At 53.9% G+C, this 23909-nt stretch carries 22 protein-coding genes, 1 pseudogene and 1 other annotated feature; of the genes and pseudogenes, 13 read left to right on the top strand and 10 right to left on the bottom strand.

What is annotated here, in order from left to right; genetic code table 11:
- The first annotated feature begins 9 nt into the window (after window positions 1–9).
- The gene (locus OGY62_RS10015; RefSeq protein WP_047463528.1) at window positions 10–1479 is read left to right on the top strand and encodes a GGDEF domain-containing protein; all 1470 of its coding nucleotides are present in this window, start codon (window positions 10–12) and stop codon (window positions 1477–1479) included.
- A 51-nt stretch (window positions 1480–1530) separates the two neighbouring features.
- Here OGY62_RS10015 and trpA read toward each other — a convergent pair whose 3' ends face one another.
- From trpA to trpL, 6 genes are all read right to left on the bottom strand, one after another.
- Entirely contained in the window at window positions 1531–2337 is an 807-nt protein-coding gene (gene trpA / locus OGY62_RS10010) for a tryptophan synthase subunit alpha (RefSeq protein ID WP_049009727.1), read from the bottom strand.
- Window positions 2337–3530 carry a tryptophan synthase subunit beta gene (trpB, locus tag OGY62_RS10005; RefSeq protein ID WP_012132217.1) on the bottom strand — a complete coding sequence of 398 codons (1194 nt, stop codon included), beginning with the start codon at window positions 3528–3530 and terminating at the stop codon, window positions 2337–2339. Before trpB ends, trpA begins: the two co-directional genes overlap by 1 nt.
- Window positions 3531–3540: 10 nt before the next feature.
- Entirely contained in the window at window positions 3541–4902 is a 1362-nt protein-coding gene (trpCF, locus tag OGY62_RS10000; RefSeq protein WP_502873549.1) for a bifunctional indole-3-glycerol-phosphate synthase TrpC/phosphoribosylanthranilate isomerase TrpF, read from the bottom strand.
- On the bottom strand, window positions 4903–6498 hold the full coding sequence (gene trpD, locus OGY62_RS09995) for a bifunctional anthranilate synthase glutamate amidotransferase component TrpG/anthranilate phosphoribosyltransferase TrpD (protein WP_286459700.1): 1596 nt from the start codon (window positions 6496–6498) through the stop codon (window positions 4903–4905).
- On the bottom strand, window positions 6498–8060 hold the full coding sequence (locus tag OGY62_RS09990) for an anthranilate synthase component 1 (protein WP_286459697.1): 1563 nt from the start codon (window positions 8058–8060) through the stop codon (window positions 6498–6500). Before OGY62_RS09990 ends, trpD begins: the two co-directional genes overlap by 1 nt.
- 23 nt (window positions 8061–8083) lie before the next feature.
- Window positions 8084–8178: a sequence feature (Trp leader region), on the bottom strand.
- The gene (trpL, locus tag OGY62_RS23305) at window positions 8155–8199 is read right to left on the bottom strand and encodes a trp operon leader peptide (protein ID WP_353654535.1); all 45 of its coding nucleotides are present in this window, start codon (window positions 8197–8199) and stop codon (window positions 8155–8157) included. (Overlaps the previous feature by 24 nt.)
- A 135-nt stretch (window positions 8200–8334) precedes the next feature.
- Between trpL and rnm the strand changes: the two are divergent.
- The 3 genes and pseudogenes from rnm to rluB all read left to right on the top strand — a co-directional run bounded on the left by rnm (window position 8335) and on the right by rluB (window position 10808).
- Window positions 8335–9215 (top strand): annotated as a pseudogene (rnm, locus tag OGY62_RS09985) (RNase RNM).
- Window positions 9212–9832 carry an L-threonylcarbamoyladenylate synthase gene (locus OGY62_RS09980; RefSeq protein ID WP_012132222.1) on the top strand — a complete coding sequence of 207 codons (621 nt, stop codon included), beginning with the start codon at window positions 9212–9214 and terminating at the stop codon, window positions 9830–9832. Before rnm ends, OGY62_RS09980 begins: the two are co-directional and overlap by 4 nt.
- Before the next feature lie 100 nt (window positions 9833–9932).
- The gene (rluB, locus tag OGY62_RS09975) at window positions 9933–10808 is read left to right on the top strand and encodes a 23S rRNA pseudouridine(2605) synthase RluB (RefSeq protein ID WP_012132223.1); all 876 of its coding nucleotides are present in this window, start codon (window positions 9933–9935) and stop codon (window positions 10806–10808) included.
- Between the two features lie 91 nt (window positions 10809–10899).
- Here the strand turns inward: rluB and cobO are convergent, their stop codons facing one another.
- Window positions 10900–11490, bottom strand: a complete 591-nt coding sequence (gene cobO / locus OGY62_RS09970) for a cob(I)yrinic acid a,c-diamide adenosyltransferase (protein WP_112002048.1) — start codon at window positions 11488–11490, stop codon at window positions 10900–10902.
- Window positions 11487–12248 carry a YciK family oxidoreductase gene (locus OGY62_RS09965; RefSeq protein WP_047463540.1) on the bottom strand — a complete coding sequence of 254 codons (762 nt, stop codon included), beginning with the start codon at window positions 12246–12248 and terminating at the stop codon, window positions 11487–11489. The genes cobO and OGY62_RS09965 overlap by 4 nt, the downstream gene beginning before the upstream one ends.
- A 237-nt stretch (window positions 12249–12485) precedes the next feature.
- Here OGY62_RS09965 and sohB point away from each other — a divergent pair, with 237 nt between their 5' ends.
- Window positions 12486–13532: a protease SohB gene (gene sohB / locus OGY62_RS09960; RefSeq protein WP_024130302.1), complete on the top strand. Its 1047-nt coding sequence runs from the start codon at window positions 12486–12488 to the stop codon at window positions 13530–13532.
- 155 nt (window positions 13533–13687) lie between these two features.
- On the opposite strand, the gene OGY62_RS09955 is transcribed toward sohB, so the two are convergent.
- Window positions 13688–13939 carry a YciN family protein gene (locus OGY62_RS09955; RefSeq protein WP_003020616.1) on the bottom strand — a complete coding sequence of 84 codons (252 nt, stop codon included), beginning with the start codon at window positions 13937–13939 and terminating at the stop codon, window positions 13688–13690.
- Between the two features lie 400 nt (window positions 13940–14339).
- Between OGY62_RS09955 and topA the strand changes: the two genes are divergently transcribed.
- The 6 genes from topA to acnA all read left to right on the top strand — a co-directional run bounded on the left by topA (window position 14340) and on the right by acnA (window position 21849).
- The gene (gene topA / locus OGY62_RS09950) at window positions 14340–16937 is read left to right on the top strand and encodes a type I DNA topoisomerase (protein ID WP_049011909.1); all 2598 of its coding nucleotides are present in this window, start codon (window positions 14340–14342) and stop codon (window positions 16935–16937) included.
- A gap of 211 nt (window positions 16938–17148) precedes the next feature.
- The gene (gene cysB, locus OGY62_RS09945; protein ID WP_012132231.1) at window positions 17149–18123 is read left to right on the top strand and encodes an HTH-type transcriptional regulator CysB; all 975 of its coding nucleotides are present in this window, start codon (window positions 17149–17151) and stop codon (window positions 18121–18123) included.
- 303 nt (window positions 18124–18426) lie between these two features.
- Window positions 18427–18588 (top strand): YmiA family putative membrane protein, encoded by a 162-nt coding sequence (locus tag OGY62_RS09940; RefSeq protein ID WP_012132233.1) that lies wholly within the window; start codon window positions 18427–18429, stop codon window positions 18586–18588.
- 3 nt (window positions 18589–18591) lie between these two features.
- Entirely contained in the window at window positions 18592–18762 is a 171-nt protein-coding gene (locus OGY62_RS09935) for a YciX family protein (protein ID WP_096753854.1), read from the top strand.
- 130 nt (window positions 18763–18892) lie between these two features.
- On the top strand, window positions 18893–18988 hold the full coding sequence (ymiC, locus tag OGY62_RS09930) for a small membrane protein YmiC (RefSeq protein WP_223849120.1): 96 nt from the start codon (window positions 18893–18895) through the stop codon (window positions 18986–18988).
- Window positions 18989–19173: 185 nt separating this feature from the next.
- Window positions 19174–21849 carry an aconitate hydratase AcnA gene (acnA, locus tag OGY62_RS09925; protein WP_286459695.1) on the top strand — a complete coding sequence of 892 codons (2676 nt, stop codon included), beginning with the start codon at window positions 19174–19176 and terminating at the stop codon, window positions 21847–21849.
- 54 nt (window positions 21850–21903) lie between these two features.
- On the opposite strand, the gene ribA is transcribed toward acnA, so the two are convergent.
- A complete protein-coding gene (ribA, locus tag OGY62_RS09920; RefSeq protein ID WP_286459693.1) occupies window positions 21904–22494 on the bottom strand; it encodes a GTP cyclohydrolase II in 591 nt (196 codons plus the stop codon).
- Between the two features lie 187 nt (window positions 22495–22681).
- Between ribA and pgpB the strand changes: the two genes are divergently transcribed.
- Both pgpB and OGY62_RS09910 read left to right on the top strand, forming a co-directional pair.
- Window positions 22682–23446 (top strand): phosphatidylglycerophosphatase B, encoded by a 765-nt coding sequence (gene pgpB, locus OGY62_RS09915; RefSeq protein WP_012132240.1) that lies wholly within the window; start codon window positions 22682–22684, stop codon window positions 23444–23446.
- Between the two features lie 150 nt (window positions 23447–23596).
- Window positions 23597–23905, top strand: coding sequence for a LapA family protein (locus OGY62_RS09910; protein ID WP_286459690.1), 309 nt, complete (start codon window positions 23597–23599; stop codon window positions 23903–23905).
- The last annotated feature ends 4 nt before the right edge of the window (window positions 23906–23909 follow it).

Genomic DNA, 23909 nt, shown 5'->3' with positions numbered 1-23909 from the left:
GGTGCCTCAGTGAAGATTGTTCAGGACAGCCTAAGAAATAGCCAGGCGTTGTTGATGTCAGCGCTTATCACTTTACTTTTTACTTCACTGTATCTCTTTATTATTTATGAACAACGACAGGCCGTTGTGAATGAAGGGATGAGTCGTCTGCAAACGCGGATGATGGATATTTTCAACGATAACGAACTCATCGCCGATGCGACAGGGGTTCGCTATCACCAGATCAAAAATGCCGGGCAGTGCGGCAACCTCTCAAGGTTTTCCCCCAGAGATGCGGATTCATGGGGAATCAATGCCGACCGGGCGCGGATCCATTCCGCAACGGGCACTATTGTTTCCCGCCAGCCCAATATTAACGCTTTATGTATGTTTGCGGCGGCGGAGTTTATTCGGGATCGGATGAACACCCTTAATCCGGGGGATTATGCCGCGCATCGCTACATTATCGCCAAAGATGCCAGCTATTTTTATTGGTTCACGCCAGCAGATGCAAAACCCTTCTATTTTAGCGACTCTAAAATGGCGGGCGATATCACCGACTTTTTCTTACCGCCCGTGGGCTTTTATACGCGTCTGCTGCAAAAGAATGTCAAATCCAAGTCGCTCAGTTCAACGGACTTTTATACGGACAAAATCACGAATGAAAAAGCGTACAGCGTAGTCAGTTATATTTACGATCTTTCTGGAAAAGAGATCTCCGATCATATCGTTGCGTATCTGGTGTATGACCATTCTAAACCTGAGCTACAGGAGGCGCTGACGGAGGCCTTTGAACATCATATTCCACCCGGCCTTAATGTGGCTCTGGTGCATACGCCCACGCAGGAAAATCTCTGCCTGAGCGGTGATTGCCAGCCTGTCGCCGGGGAGTCCATCCGCGCAATGTCTGCAAAATATGCGTTCCATTCCTCGCTCTCTCTGCATCGGTTCGTCAGATACGACACGCAGGCCGGGATTGCGATTCTGCTGGCGCCATTCTTCTTTATCCTGATCTTCCTCGGCTTAAAATACTGGCTGAACGCGAGCGACCTGAAGGTGTATATCGACTCGCTGACGGGCTGCTTTAACCGCAAGATCCTTGATATTGTGAAGCGCAGGGACTTAACGCGCAGCTGCGTGGTGCTGCTGGATTGTAATAAGTTTAAAGCCATCAACGACACCTGGGGGCATGTGGCGGGAGACCGGGCGTTGCAAATCATCGCCAACAGAATGCTCTCTAACACCCGCACCAGTCATGACCTGGTGATTCGTACCGGCGGCGATGAGTTCGTTATTTTGCTTTACCGTGCGCAGATTGGTGACGCGATAGCCATCGCGGAGCGGATAACCGGCCAGATAAATGATTATGCATTTATGGTTGATGGTCATGTTGTACCGCTGTCGGTGTCATGGGGCGTCGCAGAAGTAACCCGCGATCTGGATACGGCTATTCAGCATGCGGATAACGAAATGTACAAAATGAAGCAGATGAGGGAATGACAGGATTGGCCCGATAAGCATGGCATTATCGGGCCTGTTGCCTGCGCAATATTATGCGCGGGTCGCGGCTTTCATTGCCGTGACAAACGCTTTCAGCTCGGTCAGCATCTGCCCGGGGTTTGCGACGTTTTTCTCAATGAGCTTAACGATTGCTGACCCGGAAATCGCCCCGGCGGCGCCGGCTTCAATAGCACCTGTAACCTGTTCCGGGGAAGAGATGCCAAAGCCCTGCAACGGGGGCGCGGCGTTATACTCTTTCAGTTTTTCCACCAGATGATGCAGCGGTAATGCGGCGCGGTTTTCTGCGCCCGTCACGCCTGCCCGCGAAAGCAGATAGGTATAGCCGCGGCCATAAGAGGCTATCTGGCGCAACAGATCGTCATCGGCATTGGGCGGGCAGATGAAAATCGGCGCCACGTTGTAGCGTAATGCCGCCTGACGGAAGGGCGCAGACTCCTCAACAGGCACATCCGCCACCAGTACGGAATCCACGCCGACTTTCTCGCACTGCGCGTAGAATTCGTCGATCCCTTTGCTGAACACCAGGTTGGCGTACATCAGCAGACCAATCGGAATCGTCGGGTGTTTCTGACGAATCAGCGCCAGCATCTCAAAGCATTGCGTAGGCGTTACGCCTGCGGCAAACGCGCGCAGCGTGGCTTCCTGGATGGTCGGCCCGTCTGCCAGCGGATCGGAGAACGGAATGCCGAGTTCAAGGGCGTCGGCGCCGGCTTCAATCAGCGTATCAATAATGTTCAGTGACTGTTCAACGGAAGGATCGCCCAGGGTCACGAAGGGGACAAATGCGCCTTCCTTGCGATCCTTCAGCTGTGCAAACAGGTTTTCATAGCGTTCCATCAGATTTCCCCTCGCGCTTTCAGAATATCGTGTACGGTGAAAATGTCTTTGTCGCCGCGACCGGAAAGGTTAACGACCAGCAATTGTTCTTTTTCTGGATTTTCACGCATCATTTTCAGGGCGTGAGCCAGGGCATGGGACGACTCCAGCGCCGGAATAATCCCTTCATGCAGACAGAGCGTTTTAAAGGCTTCCAGCGCTTCGTCATCGGTGATCGACACATAATCGGCGCGACCAATGCTGTTCAGATACGCGTGCTGCGGCCCAACGGACGGGAAATCCAGCCCGGCGGAAATGGAGTAGGACTCTTCAATTTGCCCTTCTTCGGTTTGCATCATCGGCGCTTTCATGCCGAAATAGATGCCTACGCGGCCATGCTTCAGCGGTGCGCCGTGCTCGCCTGTTTCAATCCCGTGGCCGCCAGGTTCGACGCCAATCAAACCCACGCTGGTTTCGTTGATGAAGTCCGCAAACATGCCGATTGCGTTGGAGCCGCCGCCCACGCAGGCAATCACGGCATCCGGCAGACGACCTTCTTTTTCGAGGATTTGCGCTTTTGTCTCTTCCCCGATCATGCGCTGAAATTCACGGACGATGGTCGGGAACGGGTGCGGGCCCGCCGCAGTTCCGAGCATATAGTGCGCGGATTCATAGCTGCCGGACCAGTCGCGAAGCGCTTCGTTGCAGGCGTCTTTCAGGGTGGCGGAGCCGCTGTGTACAGGGATCACTTCCGCGCCCATCAGTCGCATACGAAAGACGTTTGGCGACTGACGCTCGACGTCTTTTGCGCCCATATAGATACGGCATTTCAGACCGAGCAGGGCGCTGGCGAGCGCGGAAGCCACGCCATGCTGACCTGCGCCCGTTTCGGCGATAATCTCTGTTTTACCCATGCGTTTCGCCAGCAGCGCCTGACCCAGTACCTGGTTTGTTTTGTGCGCGCCGCCGTGCAGTAAATCTTCACGCTTCAGATACAGCGTGGTTTTGGTGCCGGCGGTGATATTCTGGCATTTGGTCAGCGCGGTTGGACGGCCTGCATAGTTCTTCAGCAGATCGGCAAACTGGGCCTGAAACTGTGGATCTTTCTGCGCGCTGACGAACGCTTCTTCCAGCTGGCGCAGGGCAGGCATCAGAATCTGCGGGACATACATGCCGCCAAATTCACCAAAGTAGGGATTGAGTAATGTTGTCATGTTTTCTTCCTTAATATGCGCGCAGTGTCTGAAAGACCGAGGCCAGAAGGTGTGCATCTTTGATGCCCGGCTGTGACTCTACACCAGAATTAAAATCGAGACCGGCACAGCCGGTTTTTGCCGCTTCCACGCAGTTGTCTGCGCCTAATCCGCCCGCCAGCAACACGTTGTCCAGCGTTTCACCGTTCAATAACGACCAGTCAAAACGTTGGCCGCTGCCGCCCTGGCCGTTATCAAGAACGTACTTATCAACGTGCTGGTAATCACGAGCTGGCAGTGTGTCGCCCACGCTAAGCGCTTTCCAGATTTGTACCTGTTCCGGTAATGCGGCGCGCAGAGCATCGACATAAGCCAGGTCTTCACTGCCATGCAGTTGCACGGCCTTGAGCGACAAGGTGGTCGCTTTTTCACATACCTCGGTGATAGCGGTATTGCGGAATACGCCGACATATTGCAGGGGGGCTGCGGCTATCACCTCGCGCGCCTGGTCGAGATTTACGACGCGAGGCGACGAGGGAACAAAAATCAGCCCGCCATAAATGGCGCCTGCTTCGTAAGCGGCTTTTGCATCCTGCCCGCGCGTCAGGCCGCAGACTTTGTTCTCGCCAAGCAGCACGCGACGCACGGCGGCGTGCAGATCGTCATGGGACATCAGCGCAGAACCGATCAGAAAACCGTTAGCGAAGTGGCTTAGCTCGCGCACCTGTGCATAGGTGTTAATCCCGGACTCGCTGATCACGGTCACGCCGTGCCCCAGTTTTGGCGCAAGCTGACGGGTACGGTTAAGGTCAATCGACAGATCGCGCAGGTCGCGGTTATTAATACCGACGACTTTCGCACCCAGTGCGATGGCGCGCTCCAGTTCTTCTTCGTTACTGACTTCCGTCAGCACGCCCATTTTCAGACTGTGGGCGACGGCGGAAAGCTGGCGATATTGCTCGTCATCCAGTACGGAGAGCATCAGCAGACAGGCATCGGCCTGGTAGTAACGCGCCAGATAGATTTGGTAAGGATCGATGATGAAGTCCTTACACAGAACCGGCTGCGGCGCGATACGGCTGACAACAGTGAGAAAGTCAAAACTCCCCTGGAAATATTTCTCATCGGTCAGAACGGAAATCGCCGACGCGTAATGTTTATAAACACCGGCAATCTGCGCGGGGTCGAAGTCATCACGAATCACCCCTTTGGAGGGGGACGCTTTTTTACACTCCAGAATAAATGCGGTACGCGTGCCTTGCAGCGCATCATAGAAATGGCGGGCACTTGGCTGAACCTCATTCTGGAAACTGGCTAACGGTTGTTGTTGTTTACGGGTTTCTACCCAGATCGCCTTATCCGCGACGATTTTCGCTAAAACGGTTTGCATCATTTACCCTCTTGCCGCCAGTGCGGTAACCCGGTCATAAGCTGCGCCACTGCGCAGTACATCAATCACAGTTTGCGCATTGGCCTTTAAATCTTCCTTACCATGCAGGCGCATTAACATGGCGACATTCGCAGCGACAGCGGCCTCGTGAGCGGCTTCACCTTTACCTTGTAACAAGCGGGTGAGAATGTCACGGTTTTCTTCCGGCGTGCCGCCTGCCAGCTGTTCCTGGTGATACGGGGTGAGGCCGAAGTCTTCCGCCGTGAGCTGGTAGCTCTTGATTTCGCCGTCGTGCAGTTCAGCCACAATGGTTGGCGCATGCAGCGACACTTCATCCATACCGCCGCTGTGAACCACCGCCGCACGCTGATAACCCAGTACCCGCAGAGTTTCGGCAATGGGCAGCACCAGCTCCGGGCTGTAGACGCCAATCAGCGCCAGCGGCGGGTGAGCCGGGTTGATCAGCGGCCCCAGCACATTGAACAAAGTGCGGGTTTTAAGCTGCTGGCGAACCGGCATCGCATGACGGAAACCCGTATGGTATTTCGGTGCGAACAGGAAGCAGACGCCCAGGTCGTCCAGCGCCTGACGCGATTTATCGGCGTTCATATCCAGATTGATACCGAATGCCGCCAACAGATCGGACGAACCGGATTTACTGGAGACGCTGCGGTTGCCATGTTTGGCCACCTTCAGTCCGCAGGCCGCCGCCACAAAGGCGCTGGCGGTGGAAATATTGATGCTGTTGCTGCCATCACCGCCGGTGCCGACAATATCGGCAAACAGATAGTCCGGGCGCGGGAACGGCGCGGCATTTTCCAGCAGCGCGGTGGCGGCGCCAGCGATTTCATTCGGATGTTCGCCACGCACTTTCATACTGACCAGCGCCGCCGCCAGTTGTTCTGGCTTCAGTTCGCCACGGACCACGGCAGAAAAAAGCTGGTGGCTTTCCTGCTGGGTCAAGGTTTGCGCCTGGTACAATTTTTCCAGAATCGGTTGCAGCGTATTGGTCGGCTCCAGTTTTTGTTGCGCCCAGGCCAGCGTTTGTTCCAGCAACAGCGCACCTTGCGTAGTAAGAATGGACTCCGGGTGGAACTGAAAACCACAGACGCGATCCGTGTCGTGACGTACCGCCATCACCATGCCGTTAAAATGGGCGTTAATCGTCAGCCCCGCAGGCACGTTGCTGCCCACCAGAGAGTGATAACGAGCAACCGGCAGCGGGTTCACCAGACCGGCAAACATCGCCTGTCCGTCATGTTCAATGCTCGATGCTTTACCGTGGAGAATCTCGCCCGCCTGACCGACGTAGCCACCGTAGGCTTCAACAATCGCCTGGTGTCCGAGGCAGATGCCGATAATGGGCAACTTGCCGCGCAGACGGGTCAACAACTCCGGCATACAACCGGCTTCGCTGGGGACGCCTGGCCCTGGAGAAAGCATCAGCACCGGGTTTTTCATCGTCGCAAGACGGTCGATTAAGGTCTGCGCCGGGATATGGTTACGGTAAATCACCACATTGTGGCCGTTGGCCCGTAGCTGATCTGCCAGGTTGTAAGTAAAAGAGTCGATGTTATCGAGCAGCAGAATGTCAGCCATTAGAAAATCTCCTGTGCATGGTGCGCGGTGGCAATAGCACGCAGAACCGCGCGCGCTTTATTACGGGTTTCGTCGGCTTCAGACTGCGGAACAGAATCCAGCACGATTCCGGCACCGGCCTGCACGGTGGCGATGCCGTCTTCCACCAGAGCAGAGCGAATCACAATGCAGGTATCAAGATCGCCATGCGCGGTGAAGTAGCCCACCGCACCGCCATAACTGCCGCGACGACGCCCTTCGGCACCGGCGATAAGCTGCATGGCGCGAACTTTTGGCGCACCGCTCAGCGTGCCCATATTCATACAGGCGCGGTAAGCATGCAGCACATCTAGATCGCTGCGTAATTCACCCACCACGCGGGACACCAGGTGCATAACGAACGAATAACGATCGACTTTCGTCAGGTCGGCAACGTAGCGGCTGCCGGGAGTACAAATGCGCGCCAGATCATTACGCGCCAAATCGACCAGCATCAGGTGTTCAGACAGCTCTTTATGGTCGGTGCGCATCTCCAGCTCAATGCGGCTGTCGAGATCGCGATCCAGCGAGCCGTCGGCACGGCGACCGCGCGGGCGCGTGCCGGCGATGGGGTAAATCTCAATCTGGCGACTGGTCGCGTCGTACTTCAGCGAGCTTTCCGGGGAGGCGCCAAACAGGGTGAAATTGTTATCCTGCATAAAGAACATGTATGGACTTGGGTTGCTCTTTTTCAGTACGTAATAGGCCGCCAGCGGTGACGGGCAGGGTAATGAGAAGCGGCGGGAAGGCACCACCTGGAAAATCTCTCCTGCGCGAATCGCTTTCTGCATGGTACGCACAACGGCGCCAAACTCTTCGTCGCTCTGGCTGCATTCGCAGCGCATTTGCGGCACTGGTGTAACGGGCAACGGCGGCGCGGGTTCGGTTAATTGCTGCGTCAGCTGCGCGAGGCGCGCCGTCAGACGCTGTTTTTCCGCTTCATTATCGGTAAAGAGGCTTGCCTGAATACGGGTGCTTTTCTTCTGATGGTCAATCACCATCAGCGTTTCCGCCAGATAGAAACAGTAATCCGGGCAGCGATTACCGGCTTCCAGTTGCGGTAACGCTTCAAATCCCGCCACCAGGTCATAGGCAAACAAACCGCCGAAAAACATGGCTTCGCGCTCTTCAGCAGGCACATTCACCAGGTTCTGCAACAGACGGAATGCGTCAAATACCGACAGCGAACACAGACGCGCATCCTCATCTAACAGCGGACTTACTGCGGGAAAGCGCAGCTTCCGGTTGCCGGGCAGCGCTGTATTTTCAACGCCTGCGGGCAGCGCGGCATCCAGCAGCGGGAGCAGGGATGCACCGTTATCCGTTAACGCTTCGATAGTGACAGTGTCACCCAAAGCGGTAATGCGCAGCGCGCTATCGACCAACAGCAGGCTTTTTAGATCATTTTTACTGTCGATATCAGCGGATTCCAGCAGCAGCGTTGCCGGGCGGTCGCCACAAACCTGATGGAACAACGCCGTCGGGTTCTCACGGTAGGCGGCATTGCAGGAAAGCAATTCGAGTGTTGGTTTTTGTATTTGCATCGTTATTCTCATTCATTCTGTTCAAAAAAAAGCCCGCTCATCTGGCGGGCCGGGTATCTGGTTGCTTATTGCAGACGTCATACACTGCCCGAAATCAGGAAGTGCGCCACCAACCGTGCAGTACGAATGTTGTTTTCATCTCAGATACCTTCTTTATGTGAACTTGCGTACTAGTTAACTAGTTCAATGAAATAAAGTCAACACCTGATTTCAGTATATTTGCCGGAACCGTTATGATGTTTGTGAAAGAACATTTATTAAGACGGGAGCCGCCTTGAGCGACACGAATTACGCAGTGATTTACGACCTGCACAGTCATACAACGGCGTCCGATGGTCGGTTAACGCCAGAAGCGTTAGTACATCGTGCGGTAGAGATGCGAGTCGGCACACTGGCGATCACCGATCATGACACCACAGCCGCTATTCCGGCGGCAAGAGAAGAAATTTCACGTTCCGGGCTTGTCCTGAACCTGATTCCTGGCGTGGAAATTTCAACTGTCTGGGAAAATCATGAGATCCATATTGTGGGTCTGAATATCGACATTGCGCATCCGGCGATGTGCGCGTTCCTGGCGAAACAAACCGAACGTCGTCAGCAGCGTGCGCGTCTGATTGCCGAGCGTCTGGAGAAAGCGCATATTCCTGGGGCGTGGGAAGGCGCTTTGCGGCTTGCCGACGGTGGGGCCGTGACGCGCGGGCATTTCGCCCGTTTTCTGGTGGAGTGCGGCAAAGCCGGGAGCATTGCCGATGTTTTTAAAAAATACCTTGCGCGTGGGAAAACCGGATACGTTCCGCCACAGTGGTGTACAATAGAACAAGCTATTGATGTGATTCATCATTCTGGCGGTAAGGCAGTATTGGCCCATCCGGGCCGCTACGACCTTAGCGCTAAGTGGCTGAAAAGGTTGATTGCGTATTTTGCGCTGCATCGCGGTGATGCGATGGAAGTGGCGCAATGCCAGCAGTCGCCCAATGAGCGAACCCAACTGGCGACCTATGCGCGCCAGCACCATTTATGGGCATCACAAGGCTCTGATTTTCATCAGCCGTGCCCGTGGATTGAACTGGGTCGCAAGCTCTGGCTGCCAGCAGGCGTCGAAGGCGTATGGCAGTTGTGGGAAGAGCCACAAACACCACAGTGAGGGAAGTATGAGCCAGTTTTTTTATATTCATCCTGAAAACCCGCAACAACGGCTGATCAATCAGGCGGTTGAAATTGTGCGTAAAGGCGGGGTGATTGTTTATCCAACCGATTCCGGCTATGCGCTGGGTTGTAAAATCGAAGATAAAGGGGCGATGGAGCGCATCTGCCGCATTCGCCACCTGCCGGACGGGCATAACTTCACGCTGATGTGTCGGGATCTGTCTGAGTTATCGACCTATTCGTTTGTCGATAACGTCGCCTTTCGCTTAATTAAAAACAATACGCCGGGCAACTACACTTTTATCCTGAAGGGAACGAAAGACGTGCCGCGCCGCCTGTTACAGGAAAAACGGAAAACAATCGGTCTGCGCGTGCCGTCGAACCCGATCGCGCTGGCACTGCTGGAAGCGCTGGGCGAACCGATGCTCTCCACCTCGCTGATGCTGCCCGGCAGCGAATTTACCGAGTCCGACCCGGAAGAGATCAAAGACCGCCTGGAAAAACAGGTCGATTTGATCATTCACGGCGGTTACCTCGGCCAGCAACCGACCACGGTGATTGATTTAACCGATGATTCCCCGGTTGTCTTGCGCGAAGGCGTTGGTGACGTTAAACCTTTCTTATAAGGGCGCAACTCTGTATACTACGCGGCCTTAAAATGGCGCTGTAAAGCGCCGTTGATTCTCCTGTTCGACGCCTGTGAAGGCGACACCTGAAGGAAGCTCTATGAGCGAAAAGTTACAAAAAGTGCTGGCTCGCGCTGGCCACGGTTCTCGCCGTGAAATTGAATCCATTATTGAAGCAGGTCGCGTAAGCGTTGACGGCAAAATCGCCACGCTTGGCGATCGCGTTGAAATCACGCCGGGTCTGAAAATCCGTATCGACGGTCATCTGATCTCGGTGAAAGAGTCTGCGGAACAAATTTGTCGCGTTCTGGCCTATTACAAACCAGAAGGTGAGCTGTGCACCCGTAACGACCCGGAAGGTCGTCCTACCGTTTTTGATCGCTTACCGAAACTGCGCGGCGCGCGCTGGATTGCCGTAGGTCGTCTGGATGTGAATACCTGCGGTTTGCTGTTGTTCACGACGGATGGCGAACTGGCGAACCGTCTGATGCACCCGAGTCGTGAAGTTGAGCGTGAATACGCCGTGCGCGTATTTGGTCAGGTTGATGACGCCAAGCTGCGTGACCTGAGTCGTGGCGTTCAACTGGAAGATGGCCCGGCGGCGTTTAAGACCATCAAATTCAGCGGTGGTGAGGGTATTAACCAGTGGTACAACGTCACGCTGACCGAAGGGCGTAACCGTGAGGTACGTCGTCTGTGGGAAGCGGTTGGCGTGCAGGTTAGCCGACTGATCCGCGTGCGCTATGGCGATATTCCATTGCCGAAAGGGCTGCCGCGCGGTGGCTGGACCGAACTGGACCTGGCGCAGACCAACTATCTGCGTGAACTGGTGCAGCTGGCGCCGGAAACCACCTCCAAAGTGGCCGTCGAGAAAGACCGACGTCGTATGAAGGCGAACCAGATTCGCCGTGCGGTGAAGCGTCACAGCCAGGTTGGCGGCGGTCGTCGTTCAGGCGGTCGTAACAACAACGGTTGATGCTGAATGCCCGGTGGCGCTTACGCTTACCGGGCCTACGTTTTGCCTGTAGGCCGGATAAAGCGTTTACGCCGTCATCCGGCACCGTTTCCTAATAATCAATTCCCATCTGGGCCTTTACGCCCGCTTCAAAAGCATGTTTGACCGGACGCAGCTCGCTGACCGTGTCGGCCAGTTCCAGAATATCGCGATGACAACCGCGACCGGTAATAATTACCGTCTGATTCTGCGGACGGGCATTTAAGGCATTGATGACCTCTTCAAGCGGCAGATAGTCATACGTCACCATGTAGGTCAGTTCATCCAGCACGACCATATCCAACGTTGGGTCCGCCAGCATACGTTTGCCATGTTCCCAGACAGCCATACAGGCTGCGGTGTCGGTTTCGCGATTTTGCGTTTCCCAGGTGAACCCGGTCGCCATCACCTGAAACTCCACGCCGTGGGGCTCCAGCAGATTGCGCTCGCCGTTAGGCCATGTGCCTTTAATGAACTGCACTACGCCCACTTTTTTACCGTGGCCGACGGCGCGCGTTGCGGTGCCGAATGCCGCCGTGGTTTTGCCTTTACCGTTGCCGGTAAACACGATGATGATGCCGCGTTCGTCCTGCGCCGCCGCAACGCGGGCGTCGACCCGGTCTTTCACACGCTGCTGGCGTTGTTGATAGCGTTCTTCAGTCATTGGGCGATTCCTGGTTTACGGCCCGGCTGGGCATCAAAAGTCATGCCGGTTTTACGGCGGCTGTCATCGCCCATCAGCCACAAATAGAGGGGCATGATATCGGCGGGCGTTTTTAACTTCTGTGGATCTTCCGTAGGGAAGGCGCTGGCGCGCATACTCGTGCGCGTGCCGCCTGGGTTGATGCAATTTACACGTAAGGGGTGGTTCTGGTATTCGTCCGCCAGTACCTGCATCATGCCTTCGGTGGCGAATTTAGAGGTGGCGTAAGCGCCCCAGTTGGCGCGTCCCTGACGACCGACGCTTGATGAGGTAAAGACCAGCGAACCGGCGTCGGATTTAAGTAATAAAGGAAGCAGCGCCTGGGTCAGCATGAATGTCGCATTGACGTTAACTTGCATAACATCCTGCCAGACGTGCGGATTTTGTTCGCTCATTGGGCAGATATCGCCCAATAACCCGGCGTTATGCAGAACGCCATCCAGTCGTGGATAGTGCGCTGCAATCCGCTGGCCTAACTGGTGGCACTCTTCAGCGGTGCAGGTCAGTAGATCCAGCGTAAACCACTGTGGCAATGCGCCTGTATCTTCGGCGACAGTCTGTGCGACCTGACGCAGTTTTTCTTCATTTCGACCCAGCAAAATGACGTTTGCGCCGTAGCGCGCATAGGTGAGCGCGGCTTCGCGGCCAATGCCATCACTGGCGCCAGTGACCAGAATAATGCGATTTTGCAATAGATCTTGTTTAGGTTGGTAATGCACGGCTACTCCTCGGCGACGCGTTGGGTCACCCTGCCAGTTGTCTTATCTTCTCTTTAACTTTTCGGCTTTATGCCTGAAAGCCCGCGTCATTTCAATCAGTCAACGGCGATAACGCCGAAAAATGAACACTTTGTCATACTTTTCACCCAGTAACCGCAACGCAGGATCAAACGAGACGGGCTAACACGCCTGTTGTACACTGAGCCAAAATAGCGTTGTGTAACCAAGGTGGGACTCGTGGAATTGTTGTCTGAATATGGGTTGTTTTTGGCAAAAATCGTCACTGTCGTGGTGGCAATCGCCGTCATTGTGATGCTGATCGTGAATGCTGCCCAGCGTAAACGCCAGCGTGGGGAGCTGCGGGTAACGAATCTCAGCGAGCAATATAAAGAGATGAAGGACGATCTGGCGACGGCGCTGATGGACGGCCATCAACAAAAACTCTGGCATAAAGCGCAGAAAAAAAAGCTGAAGCTGGAGGCAAAAGCGGCGAAAGCGAAAGCAAAGCAGGGGGAAAATGCCGCGACGGGGAAACCTCGTGCCTGGGTGCTGGATTTTAAAGGCAGTATGGATGCCCACGAAGTCAGCGCGCTGCGTGAGGAGGTGACGGCGGTGTTAGCGGCGTTTAAACCGCAGGATCAGGTGGTCGTGCGTCTGGAAAGTCCCGGCGGCGTTGTGCATGGCTATGGCCTGGCGGCTTCGCAATTGCAGCGTCTGCGCGATAAGCAGATCCCGTTGACGGTAACGGTGGACAAAGTCGCCGCCAGCGGCGGTTACATGATGGCCTGTGTGGCCGACAAAATTGTTTCGGCGCCGTTTGCGATTGTCGGCTCTATTGGCGTTGTGGCGCAAATCCCTAACTTTAATCGCTTTTTGAAAGGGAAGGATATCGATATTGAGCTGCACACGGCGGGCCAGTATAAGCGCACGCTGACGCTGCTTGGCGAGAACACGGAGGAAGGGCGCCAGAAATTCCGTGAAGATCTGAATGAAACCCATCACCTGTTTAAGCATTTTGTGCAGCAGATGCGTCCTGTGCTGGATATCGAACAGGTGGCCACAGGCGAGCACTGGTATGGCCAACAGGCGCTGGAGAAAGGTCTGGTGGACGAAATCAACACCAGTGATGACGTTATTCTCCGCTTGATGGACGGTTATGAGGTGTTCAACGTTCGCTTTATGCAGCGTAAGAAATTGATGGATCGGTTTACGGGTAGCGCCGCAGAAAGCGCCGATCGTTTGTTGCTACGCTGGTGGCAGCGCGGACAAAAACCGCTGATGTAAAATTGTCATTGCCCGGTGGCGCTAACGCTTACCGGGCCTACGGACTGTTTTGTAGGCCGGATAAGGAGCCCGGTGGCGCTAATGCTTACCGGGCCTGCGGACTGTTTTGTAGGCCGGATAAGGCGTAGCCGCCATCCGGCAAAACCTTTCCTGCGTTAATCGATCAGGTGATACTTCTCAGAAAGCACATGTGCCAGATGTTTAAACATATTAAACACGGCGGTGCTTTTTGGCGTCGGTAAACCTTGCTCGTCTAAAAAGTAATCGCCGCTGAAGACCAGCACGCCGTTTCGTTGCGTCACACCGGTGGCGACAATCCCCGCCAGCGTGTCCTCATGCTCACGAATGATTTTGTTGGCTTCAATCAGCAGTGTTTCACGATCGATAGGTTGGGTGTCTTTATGCATTATTTACTCCTTAAACAAGGACATTAGTCTACGCCGGGCGCTGCTTATGGGCAAATATTCCCTGATAAACACGAAGGTCTTGTAAAGGTGCTGTTACTGGCGAGATTTGTTTTTGCATGCTAATAAAGTTGCGTAACGAATTTTATCAGGTACAGTGTGACGCTTTCGTCAATCTGGCAACAGATTTGCTTGACATTCGACCAAAATTCCGTCGTGCTATAGCGCTTGTGTGCTAAAAAGCCTGTTAACTCAGTCACCTGAGGATCACGTTTCGCGCACTGAGTCAGTACAAGGGGTTGATATCCGCCGACACAGAGACCATATCGGTGTCTCGTCGCCAGTGGAAGGTGAATCAACGTGCGACGCATTCCAGGAAGAATCAATTTAGGTAAAGGTGAATATGGGTAAAGCTCTTGTCATCGTTGAGTCCCCGGCAAAAGCCAAAACGATCAACAAGTATCTGGGTAATGATTACGTGGTTAAGTCCAGCGTCGGTCATATCCGTGATTTGCCGACCAGTGGCTCAGCAGCTAAAAAGAGCGCCGACTCTACCTCCACCAAAACGGCTAAAAAGCCCAAAAAGGATGAACGTGGCGCTCTCGTCAACCGAATGGGGGTTGACCCTTGGCATAACTGGGATGCGCAGTATGAAGTGCTGCCCGGTAAAGAGAAGGTCGTCTCTGAACTGAAACAATTGGCTGAAAAAGCCGACCACATCTATCTCGCAACCGACCTTGACCGCGAAGGGGAAGCCATTGCCTGGCACCTGCGGGAAGTGATCGGGGGTGATGACACGCGCTATAGCCGCGTGGTGTTTAACGAAATAACCAAAAACGCGATTCGCCAGGCGTTTGATAAGCCAGGCGAACTGAATATCGACCGTGTTAACGCGCAGCAGGCGCGCCGCTTTATGGACCGCGTTGTGGGCTATATGGTGTCGCCATTGCTGTGGAAAAAAATTGCGCGAGGCCTGTCGGCAGGCCGCGTACAGTCCGTTGCCGTGCGTCTGGTTGTTGAGCGCGAACGTGACATCAAAGCGTTCGTACCGGAAGAGTTCTGGGAAGTGAACGCCAGCACGACAACGCCTTCTGGCGATGCCTTGCCGCTCGACGTTACGCACCAGAATGATAAACCGTTCCGTCCGGTTAACCGCGAGCAAACGCTGGCGGCGGTCAGCCTGCTGGAAAAAGCGCGTTACAGCGTACTGGAGCGTGAAGATAAACCGACCAGCAGCAAGCCTGGCGCGCCGTTTATCACGTCGACGCTGCAACAGGCGGCGAGCACGCGTCTGGGCTTTGGCGTGAAAAAAACCATGATGATGGCACAGCGCTTGTACGAAGCGGGCTACATCACCTACATGCGTACTGACTCCACCAACCTGAGCCAGGATGCGGTAAACATGGTTCGCGGTTATATCAGCGATAGCTTCGGCAAGAAATACCTGCCGGAGAACCCGAACCAGTACGCCAGCAAAGAAAATTCACAGGAAGCGCACGAAGCGATCCGTCCTTCTGATGTTGCGGTGATGGCCGAAGCGCTGAAGGATATGGAAGCGGACGCGCAGAAACTGTATCAGTTGATCTGGCGTCAGTTTGTCGCCTGTCAGATGACGCCAGCCCAGTACGATTCCACCACGCTGACGGTCGGTGCGGGTGATTTCCGCCTGAAAGCGCGTGGCCGCATTCTGCGTTTCGACGGCTGGACGAAAGTCATGCCTGCGCTGCGTAAAGGCGATGAAGACCGGACGTTGCCTGCGGTGAATAAAGGCGATGTGTTGACGCTGGTTGAACTGACCCCGGCGCAGCACTTCACCAAACCACCGGCGCGCTTCAGTGAAGCATCGCTGGTTAAAGAGCTGGAAAAACGCGGTATTGGTCGTCCATCCACCTATGCGTCGATCATCTCGACCATTCAGGATCGCGGTTATGTCCGCGTGGAAAACCGTCGCTTCTATGCTGAAAAAATGGGTGAGATTGTCACCGATCGACTGGAAGAAAACTTCCGCGAGCTGATGAACTACGATTTCACCGCCCAGATGGAAGACAGCCTCGACAAGGTGGCCAGCCACGAAGCCGAGTGGAAAAACGTGCTTGATAACTTCTTCAGCGATTTTACTCAGCAGCTTGATAAAGCGGAGAAAGATCCTGAAGAGGGCGGCATGCGCCCTAACCAGATGGTGCTGACCAGCATCGACTGCCCGACATGCGGGCGCAAGATGGGGATTCGCACCGCCAGCACCGGCGTGTTCCTGGGATGTTCCGGCTATGCGCTACCGCCGAAAGAGCGCTGCAAAACCACCATCAACCTGGTGCCGGAAAATGAAGTGCTGAACGTACTGGAAGGCGATGATGCGGAAACCAACGCCTTGCGTGCAAAACGTCGTTGCCAGAAGTGCGGCACCGCAATGGACAGCTACCTGATCGATCCGAAACGCAAGCTGCATGTCTGCGGTAATAACCCGACCTGCGACGGTTACGAAATCGAAGAGGGCGAGTTCCGCATTAAAGGTTATGACGGCCCGATCGTTGAGTGCGAAAAATGTGGCTCTGAAATGCACCTGAAAATGGGGCGTTTTGGTAAGTACATGGCCTGTACTAACGACGAATGTAAAAATACCCGTAAGATTCTGCGTAACGGTGAAGTCGCGCCGCCGAAAGAAGATCCGGTGCCGTTGCCGGAACTGCCGTGCGAGAAATCGGACGCGTATTTCGTGCTGCGTGACGGCGCCGCAGGGATCTTCCTCGCGGCGAATACCTTCCCTAAATCGCGTGAAACGCGTGCGCCGTTAGTGGAAGAGTTGTACCGCTTCCGCGACCGTCTGCCGGAAAAACTGCGTTATCTGGCCGATGCGCCGCAGCAGGACCCGGAAGGCAATAAGACGCTGGTGCGTTTTAGCCGTAAGACGAAACAGCAGTATGTTGCCGCTGAAAAAGACGGGAAAGCGACGGGATGGTCCGCATTCTTCGTTGATGGCAAGTGGGTAGAAGGTAAGAAATAACAGTCACCTGGCTGAATTTCACTTAAGAGGGTCGCGCAAGCGGCCCTTTTTTATTCCGGGCTTATTATTTTTTCTTCGCATCTATACAGCTCTGATATAAATGATATAGTGGTTATAGTTAACGGCTTTTTTATTATTAAATCGTATTAGCAGCGCGTGACGTGCTGCTTATCAAACGATGACATGACGGCGCTAATCTGGATGGTTTAACATGAAATTACAGCAGCTTCGCTACATTGTTGAGGTGGTTAATCACAACCTTAATGTCTCTTCCACCGCCGAAGGGCTTTACACCTCCCAGCCGGGCATCAGTAAGCAAGTTCGTATGCTGGAAGATGAGCTTGGCATCCAGATTTTCGCGCGCAGCGGTAAACACCTGACGCAAGTGACGCCAGCGGGGCAGGAAATTATTCGCATTGCGCGCGAAGTGTTGTCCAAAGTCGATGCCATCAAGTCCGTGGCGGGCGAACACACCTGGCCGGATAAAGGTTCTCTGTATATTGCCACCACGCACACTCAGGCGCGCTATGCGCTGCCAAATGTGATCAAGGGCTTTATTGAGCGCTATCCTCGCGTTTCATTGCATATGCATCAGGGGTCGCCCACGCAAATCGCAGAAGCGGTTTCGAAAGGGAATGCCGACTTCGCTATCGCTACCGAAGCGCTGCACCTGTATGACGATCTGGTGATGCTGCCATGCTACCACTGGAATCGCTCTATCGTCGTCACGCCAGAGCACCCGCTGGCCGCTAAATCATCGGTGACGATTGAGGAACTGGCACAGTATCCGCTGGTGACTTACACCTTTGGCTTTACCGGGCGCTCCGAGCTGGATACCGCGTTTAATCGCGCCGGGCTGACGCCGCGTATTGTCTTTACGGCAACCGATGCGGACGTGATAAAAACATACGTCCGACTTGGCCTGGGGGTAGGGGTGATTGCCAGCATGGCCGTCGATCCGATTTCCGACCCGGACCTGGTGCGTGTCGATGCGCATGATATTTTCAGCCATAGCACCACGAAAATTGGTTTTCGCCGCAGCACGTTTTTACGCAGCTATATGTACGACTTTATTCAACGCTTTGCGCCGCATCTGACGCGCGATGTTGTGGATACCGCCGTGGCCTTGCGTTCTAACGAAGAAATCGAAGCCATGTTTAACGATATTAAATTACCGGAAAAGTAATCACGCGCGTGAGTTTTCAGGTATCTCCAGACATGAGGAGATACCTGAATAACCACTAAATTTATGGATTATGGTTTTCGTTTTTTCTGCGATCATATTACCTGTATCGTATTCATGGAAAAGCGCCAGTAAAGTAGTTTCGAATTACCCGCCTCGCAAATTCCGCCTTTCAAATATTTATTTCCGGTCAAAAGATTGATTTATTCATGGGAAACGATTCGTAAATTCACTGGATTTTTGACTAAAGTTTCTTTAGGATTTGTCTCATCTGATGATTAATTGTACCGATTGTTTGGTGCTAAAATGATAAGTGATGCCGATTGTATGAGGTTAGCAATGCCTTCTGGAAACCAGGAACCCCGCAGGGACCCCGAGCTTAAACGCAAAGCATGGCTGGCGGTATTCCTCGGCTCTGCGCTGTTCTGGGTTGTGATTGCGCTGGTTATCTGGCAAGTGTGGGGGTAAGTCATGGTTTCGCAGGAACATCAGCAACCCTCAACGCCAGCACGTCAGCCTCGTGATAGCGTGAAGGAAGCGCGGAGCGAATGTGTGACGAATATTCCAGAATCCTGGAAACTCACACAACAGCAACAGGCATTTATTGATTCATTCGCTGAAGATGAGCAACAGAAACAATAATTGGCGATTTTTTTAATCATCATTTCCAGTACAGGTCATTAACATCCCGTACTGTATTTTCTTATACACCACAGCAATAAGCGCTGAGTAAATCTCAGCATAAAGTATTAAACAAATGTCGGTGTAGCCTATGCAAACTGTGAATCTTAAATATTGGTCATGGATTGGGGCGTTCTCAGTATCGCTCTTGTTCTGGGCTCAACTTATCTGGATTGTCTCTTTCTGATCGTATGCCGGTCAATGCCCGATGGCGCAACGTCATCGGGCCTGCGCATGCCAATTCCCGTCCGTAAGGTTTCTCCTCTTTTATCAATTCGGGTTGTTATCAAAACGTTACATTCTGTTTGTGTTATCTTTAATACTAACCCTGAGGAGAGTCAGGGTATCCAACCCTGTTATTAAGGAGGAGCTATGTCGTCAACCCTACGAGAAGCCAGTAAGGACACGTTGCAGGCCAAAGACAAAACCTATCATTACTACAGTCTGCCCCTGGCTGCCAAAAAACTGGGCGATATTACCCGCTTGCCCAAGTCGCTAAAAGTTCTGCTTGAAAACCTGCTGCGCTGGCAGGACGGCGACTCTGTTACCGAAGAAGATATTCAGGCGTTAGCCGGGTGGCTGAAAAAAGCCCATGCCGACCGCGAAATTGCCTATCGACCCGCCCGTGTATTAATGCAGGATTTTACCGGCGTCCCGGCGGTGGTGGATCTGGCCGCCATGCGCGAAGCGGTCAAACGCCGCGGCGGGGATACTGCGAAAGTGAATCCGCTATCCCCGGTAGACCTTGTTATTGACCACTCGGTAACGGTCGATCGCTTTGGCGATGATGACGCTTTCGAAGAGAACGTGCGTCTGGAAATGGAACGCAACCATGAGCGCTATGTGTTCCTGAAATGGGGGCAACAGGCTTTTAGTCGCTTCAGCGTGGTGCCGCCAGGAACCGGGATCTGCCACCAGGTGAACCTGGAGTACCTTGGCAAGGCCGTCTGGAGCGAATTGCAGGCGGGAGAGTGGGTCGCATACCCGGACACGCTGGTCGGTACCGACTCCCACACCACGATGATCAACGGCCTTGGCGTGCTGGGATGGGGCGTCGGGGGGATTGAAGCGGAAGCCGCGATGCTGGGCCAGCCGGTCTCAATGCTCATTCCCGATGTTGTTGGCTTCAAGTTGACCGGTAAGCTGCGTGAAGGTATCACCGCGACCGACCTGGTGCTGACCGTGACCCAGATGCTGCGTAAACACGGCGTCGTTGGTAAATTCGTTGAATTCTACGGCGACGGTCTGGACTCCTTGCCACTGGCCGATCGCGCGACGATAGCAAACATGTCGCCGGAATATGGCGCGACCTGCGGCTTCTTTCCGATTGATGGCATCACCCTCGAATATATGCGTTTAAGCGGCCGTAGCGAGGAGCAGGTTGAGCTGGTCGAAACCTATGCCAAAGCGCAGGGGATGTGGCGAAACCCTGGCGATGAACCTGTTTTCACCAGTTCGCTGGAACTGGATATGGGGGATGTCGAGGCGAGCCTTGCCGGGCCGAAGCGCCCGCAGGATCGGGTTGCGCTGGCAGATGTGCCTAAAGCCTTCGCCGCGAGCACGGAGCTGGAACTGAACACCGCGCAAAAAGACCGGCAGCCAATCGATTATGTTATGAACGGCCATCAATACCAGCTCCCGGACGGCGCTGTCGTGATTGCGGCTATCACCTCCTGTACCAATACTTCAAACCCCAGCGTGCTGATGGCCGCCGGTTTGCTGGCGAAAAAAGCGGTAACGCTGGGACTGAAACGGCAGCCGTGGGTGAAAGCCTCGCTGGCGCCGGGATCGAAAGTGGTCTCGGATTACCTGGCGCAGGCGAAACTCACGCCTTATCTTGATGAGCTTGGCTTTAATCTGGTGGGGTATGGGTGCACCACCTGTATTGGTAACTCCGGCCCACTGCCGGAGCCTATCGAAACGGCAATCAAAAAGGGCGACTTGACGGTAGGCGCGGTACTTTCCGGCAACCGTAACTTTGAAGGCCGAATCCATCCGCTGGTGAAAACCAACTGGCTGGCGTCGCCGCCGCTGGTTGTCGCCTATGCGCTGGCGGGCAATATGAATATTAACCTGGCGAAAGAGCCGCTGGGCCACGATCGCAAAGGCGACCCGGTTTATCTGAAGGATATCTGGCCTTCCGCGCAGGAGATCGCCCGCGCCGTTGAACTGGTGTCGTCGGAAATGTTCCACAAAGAGTATGCCGAGGTTTTTGAAGGGACGCCGGAATGGAAAGCGATCAATGTTGATCGCTCAGACACCTATGGCTGGCAGGATGACTCCACCTATATCCGCTTGTCGCCGTTCTTTGACGAAATGCAGGTTCAACCCGATCCGGTTGAGGATATTCATGGCGCCCGTATTCTGGCCATGCTGGGTGATTCCGTCACCACTGACCACATCTCCCCGGCGGGCAGCATAAAGGCGGACAGCCCGGCAGGGCGCTATTTGCAGAATCATGGCGTTGAGCGTCGGGACTTCAACTCCTACGGTTCGCGCCGTGGAAACCATGAAGTGATGATGCGCGGTACGTTCGCGAATATTCGTATCCGCAACGAAATGGTTCCCGGCGTTGAAGGGGGAATGACCCGACATTTGCCGGGGACGGAGGTGATCTCCATCTATGATGCAGCGATGCTGTATCAGCAGGAGAAAACGCCGCTGGCGGTGATTGCGGGTAAAGAGTACGGTTCCGGTTCCAGCCGTGACTGGGCGGCTAAAGGCCCGCGTTTGCTGGGTATTCGCGTCGTGATTGCCGAGTCGTTTGAACGTATTCACCGTTCAAACCTGATTGGTATGGGGATTCTACCGCTGGAGTTCCCGCAGGGCGTTACGCGTAAAACGCTCGGGTTAACTGGTGAGGAGACAATTGATATTGCCAGTTTGCAAAACCTGAAGCCTGGCGCCGCCATTCCGGTGACGTTAACCAAAGTGGATGGCAGCACAGAGGTGATTTCGTGCCGGTGCCGTATCGATACCGCAACTGAATTAACCTACTACCAGAATGACGGCATTCTGCATTATGTGATTCGTAATATGTTGCATTAAGACATAAAAAAGGCCTGATAGCGCGGTGCTTATCAGGCCTTTAATAGCAAAAATTTATTTACCCAATAAATGCCCCATCTTAGCGGCTTTGGTATCCAGATAGTGTTCGTTATTTGGGTTACGGCCAACAATCAGCGGTACGCGCTCAACAATATTGATACCTGCTTCCGTCAGAATTTCGACTTTCTTCGGGTTATTGGTCAGCAGACGGACTTCATCGACGCCCAGCAGTTTAAACATATCGGCACACAGGGTGAAATCACGCTCATCGGCGGCAAACCCCAGCTGATGGTTGGCTTCTACGGTATCGTAGCCCTGATCCTGCAACGCGTAGGCGCGAATCTTATTGAGCAGGCCAATATTACGTCCTTCCTGACGGTGGTAGAGCAGAATACCGCGACCTTCTTCCGCGATATGCGTCAGCGCCGCCTCTAACTGAAAACCACAATCGCAGCGCAGACTAAACAATGCGTCGCCGGTCAGACATTCTGAATGGACGCGAGCCAGGACAGGGGTTTGACCAGCGATATCGCCATAAACCAGCGCGACGTGGTCGTGTCCGGTTGCCAGTTCTTCAAATCCCACCATCAGGAAATCGCCCCATGGGGTTGGCAGTTTGGCTTCTGCCACTCGTTTAAGCTGCATGTATTTCTCCAGATAATGCTGGTGTCATCGCCAATTGGCTTCTGTATGTTGCTATTTTGCCATAAGGCGGCGGACTTCACCTAATCGCTGCCGTGCGATCGCTTTTGGAATGGCACAAATTTGTCAATTTTCCGGCACGCCAGGTTTTCAGTTATGATTGTGGCACTTATCGACGAAAGGAGAGGTCATGCTTTCGATTGCGAAGCGCACAACCGTGGGCGCTGCTCTGTTGCTTGTGATGCCGGTTAGCGTATGGATTTCAGGCTGGAACTGGCAACCCGGACACTCGGTCTGGTGGTTAAAATCCTTATACTGGGTGACAGAAACGGTGACGCAGCCGTGGGGAATTATTACGCATGTGCTTCTGTGCGCCTGGTTTCTTTGGTGCCTGAGATTTCGCCTGAAAGCCGCAATGATGCTTTTTGCTATTCTGGCCGGTGCGATCCTGCTGGGCCAGGGGGTAAAATCGCTGGTGAAGGAGCGGGTGCAGGAACCCCGACCCTTTGTTATTTGGCTGGAAAAAACGCACCATATTCCCGTTGATGAGTTCTACACTTTAAAACGTAAAGAACGCGGGCACTTAGTCAAAGAACAACTGTCCGGGCAGCAGGATATTCCGGCTTTTCTGCGTCAACACTGGCAAAAAGAGACCGGATTCGCGTTTCCTTCCGGGCATACCCTGTTTGCCGCAAGTTGGGCGTTGTTGGCGGTAGGACTATTATGGCCGCGCAGGCGTACCCTTACGATTGCGATTTTGTTAGTCTGGGCGACAAGTGTTATGGGGAGTCGCCTGTTGTTGGGTATGCATTGGCCGCGTGATTTAGTTGTCGCGACGTTGATATCCTGGCTTCTGGTGACGCTGGCGACCTGGCTTGCTCAGCGCATTTGCGGGCCGCTTACGCCACCCGTTGAAGAGGCTCGCGAGATAGCGCAGCGGGAGCAAGAACGTTGACGGTGGTTGATTTTCCGTAATTTGCCCTTAAATCATGAGTGGACAGAACGCTTTTCCGTTTCGCGCGCGTCGCGAAAATGGTAATTTAAAGGGCTGAATGCGGTAAGTTGAACACGATTTATTCGCTCAAACCACATAACGGGAAGTAATGTGAAATATTTACTCATTTTCTTACTGGTGTTGGCGATTTTTGTTATTTCGGTGACATTGGGTGCGCAGAACGATCAACAGGTAACGTTTAATTACCTGCTGGCTCAAGGGGAGTACCGTATTTCTACGTTGCTTGCCGTTTTATTTGCCGCAGGCTTTGCTATTGGTTGGCTAATTTGCGGCCTGTTCTGGCTGCGTGTTCGCGTCTCCCTGGTGCGTTCCGAACGTAAAATCAAACGACTGGAAAACCAGCTTTCGCCTGCGACCGACGTTGCGGTATCTGCCGATTCGTCGGTTGTGAAGGAATAATCAT

It is taken from the genome of Citrobacter sp. CK198 (assembly GCF_030333295.1).
GTDB lineage: Bacteria > Pseudomonadota > Gammaproteobacteria > Enterobacterales > Enterobacteriaceae > Citrobacter_B > Citrobacter_B koseri.
The sequence above is the reverse complement of the archived record's forward strand: the minus strand, read 5'-3'. Positions and strand labels throughout refer to the sequence as shown.

What these genes read in the sequence shown, in the direction of transcription:
- trpA (WP_049009727.1), bottom strand. Translation starts at nt 2,337, where the DNA reads ATGGAACGCTATGAAAACCTGTTTGCACAGCTGAAGGATCGCAAGGAA.
- trpB (WP_012132217.1), bottom strand. Translation starts at nt 3,530, where the DNA reads ATGACAACATTACTCAATCCCTACTTTGGTGAATTTGGCGGCATGTAT.
- trpCF (WP_502873549.1), bottom strand. Translation starts at nt 4,902, where the DNA reads ATGATGCAAACCGTTTTAGCGAAAATCGTCGCGGATAAGGCGATCTGG.
- trpD (WP_286459700.1), bottom strand. Translation starts at nt 6,498, where the DNA reads ATGGCTGACATTCTGCTGCTCGATAACATCGACTCTTTTACTTACAAC.
- OGY62_RS09990 (WP_286459697.1), bottom strand. Translation starts at nt 8,060, where the DNA reads ATGCAAATACAAAAACCAACACTCGAATTGCTTTCCTGCAATGCCGCC.
- OGY62_RS09980 (WP_012132222.1), top strand. Translation starts at nt 9,212, where the DNA reads ATGAGCCAGTTTTTTTATATTCATCCTGAAAACCCGCAACAACGGCTG.
- rluB (WP_012132223.1), top strand. Translation starts at nt 9,933, where the DNA reads ATGAGCGAAAAGTTACAAAAAGTGCTGGCTCGCGCTGGCCACGGTTCT.
- cobO (WP_112002048.1), bottom strand. Translation starts at nt 11,490, where the DNA reads ATGACTGAAGAACGCTATCAACAACGCCAGCAGCGTGTGAAAGACCGG.
- OGY62_RS09955 (WP_003020616.1), bottom strand. Translation starts at nt 13,939, where the DNA reads ATGCATAAAGACACCCAACCTATCGATCGTGAAACACTGCTGATTGAA.
- topA (WP_049011909.1), top strand. Translation starts at nt 14,340, where the DNA reads ATGGGTAAAGCTCTTGTCATCGTTGAGTCCCCGGCAAAAGCCAAAACG.
- cysB (WP_012132231.1), top strand. Translation starts at nt 17,149, where the DNA reads ATGAAATTACAGCAGCTTCGCTACATTGTTGAGGTGGTTAATCACAAC.
- OGY62_RS09940 (WP_012132233.1), top strand. Translation starts at nt 18,427, where the DNA reads ATGATAAGTGATGCCGATTGTATGAGGTTAGCAATGCCTTCTGGAAAC.
- OGY62_RS09935 (WP_096753854.1), top strand. Translation starts at nt 18,592, where the DNA reads ATGGTTTCGCAGGAACATCAGCAACCCTCAACGCCAGCACGTCAGCCT.
- ymiC (WP_223849120.1), top strand. Translation starts at nt 18,893, where the DNA reads ATGCAAACTGTGAATCTTAAATATTGGTCATGGATTGGGGCGTTCTCA.
- acnA (WP_286459695.1), top strand. Translation starts at nt 19,174, where the DNA reads ATGTCGTCAACCCTACGAGAAGCCAGTAAGGACACGTTGCAGGCCAAA.
- ribA (WP_286459693.1), bottom strand. Translation starts at nt 22,494, where the DNA reads ATGCAGCTTAAACGAGTGGCAGAAGCCAAACTGCCAACCCCATGGGGC.
- pgpB (WP_012132240.1), top strand. Translation starts at nt 22,682, where the DNA reads ATGCTTTCGATTGCGAAGCGCACAACCGTGGGCGCTGCTCTGTTGCTT.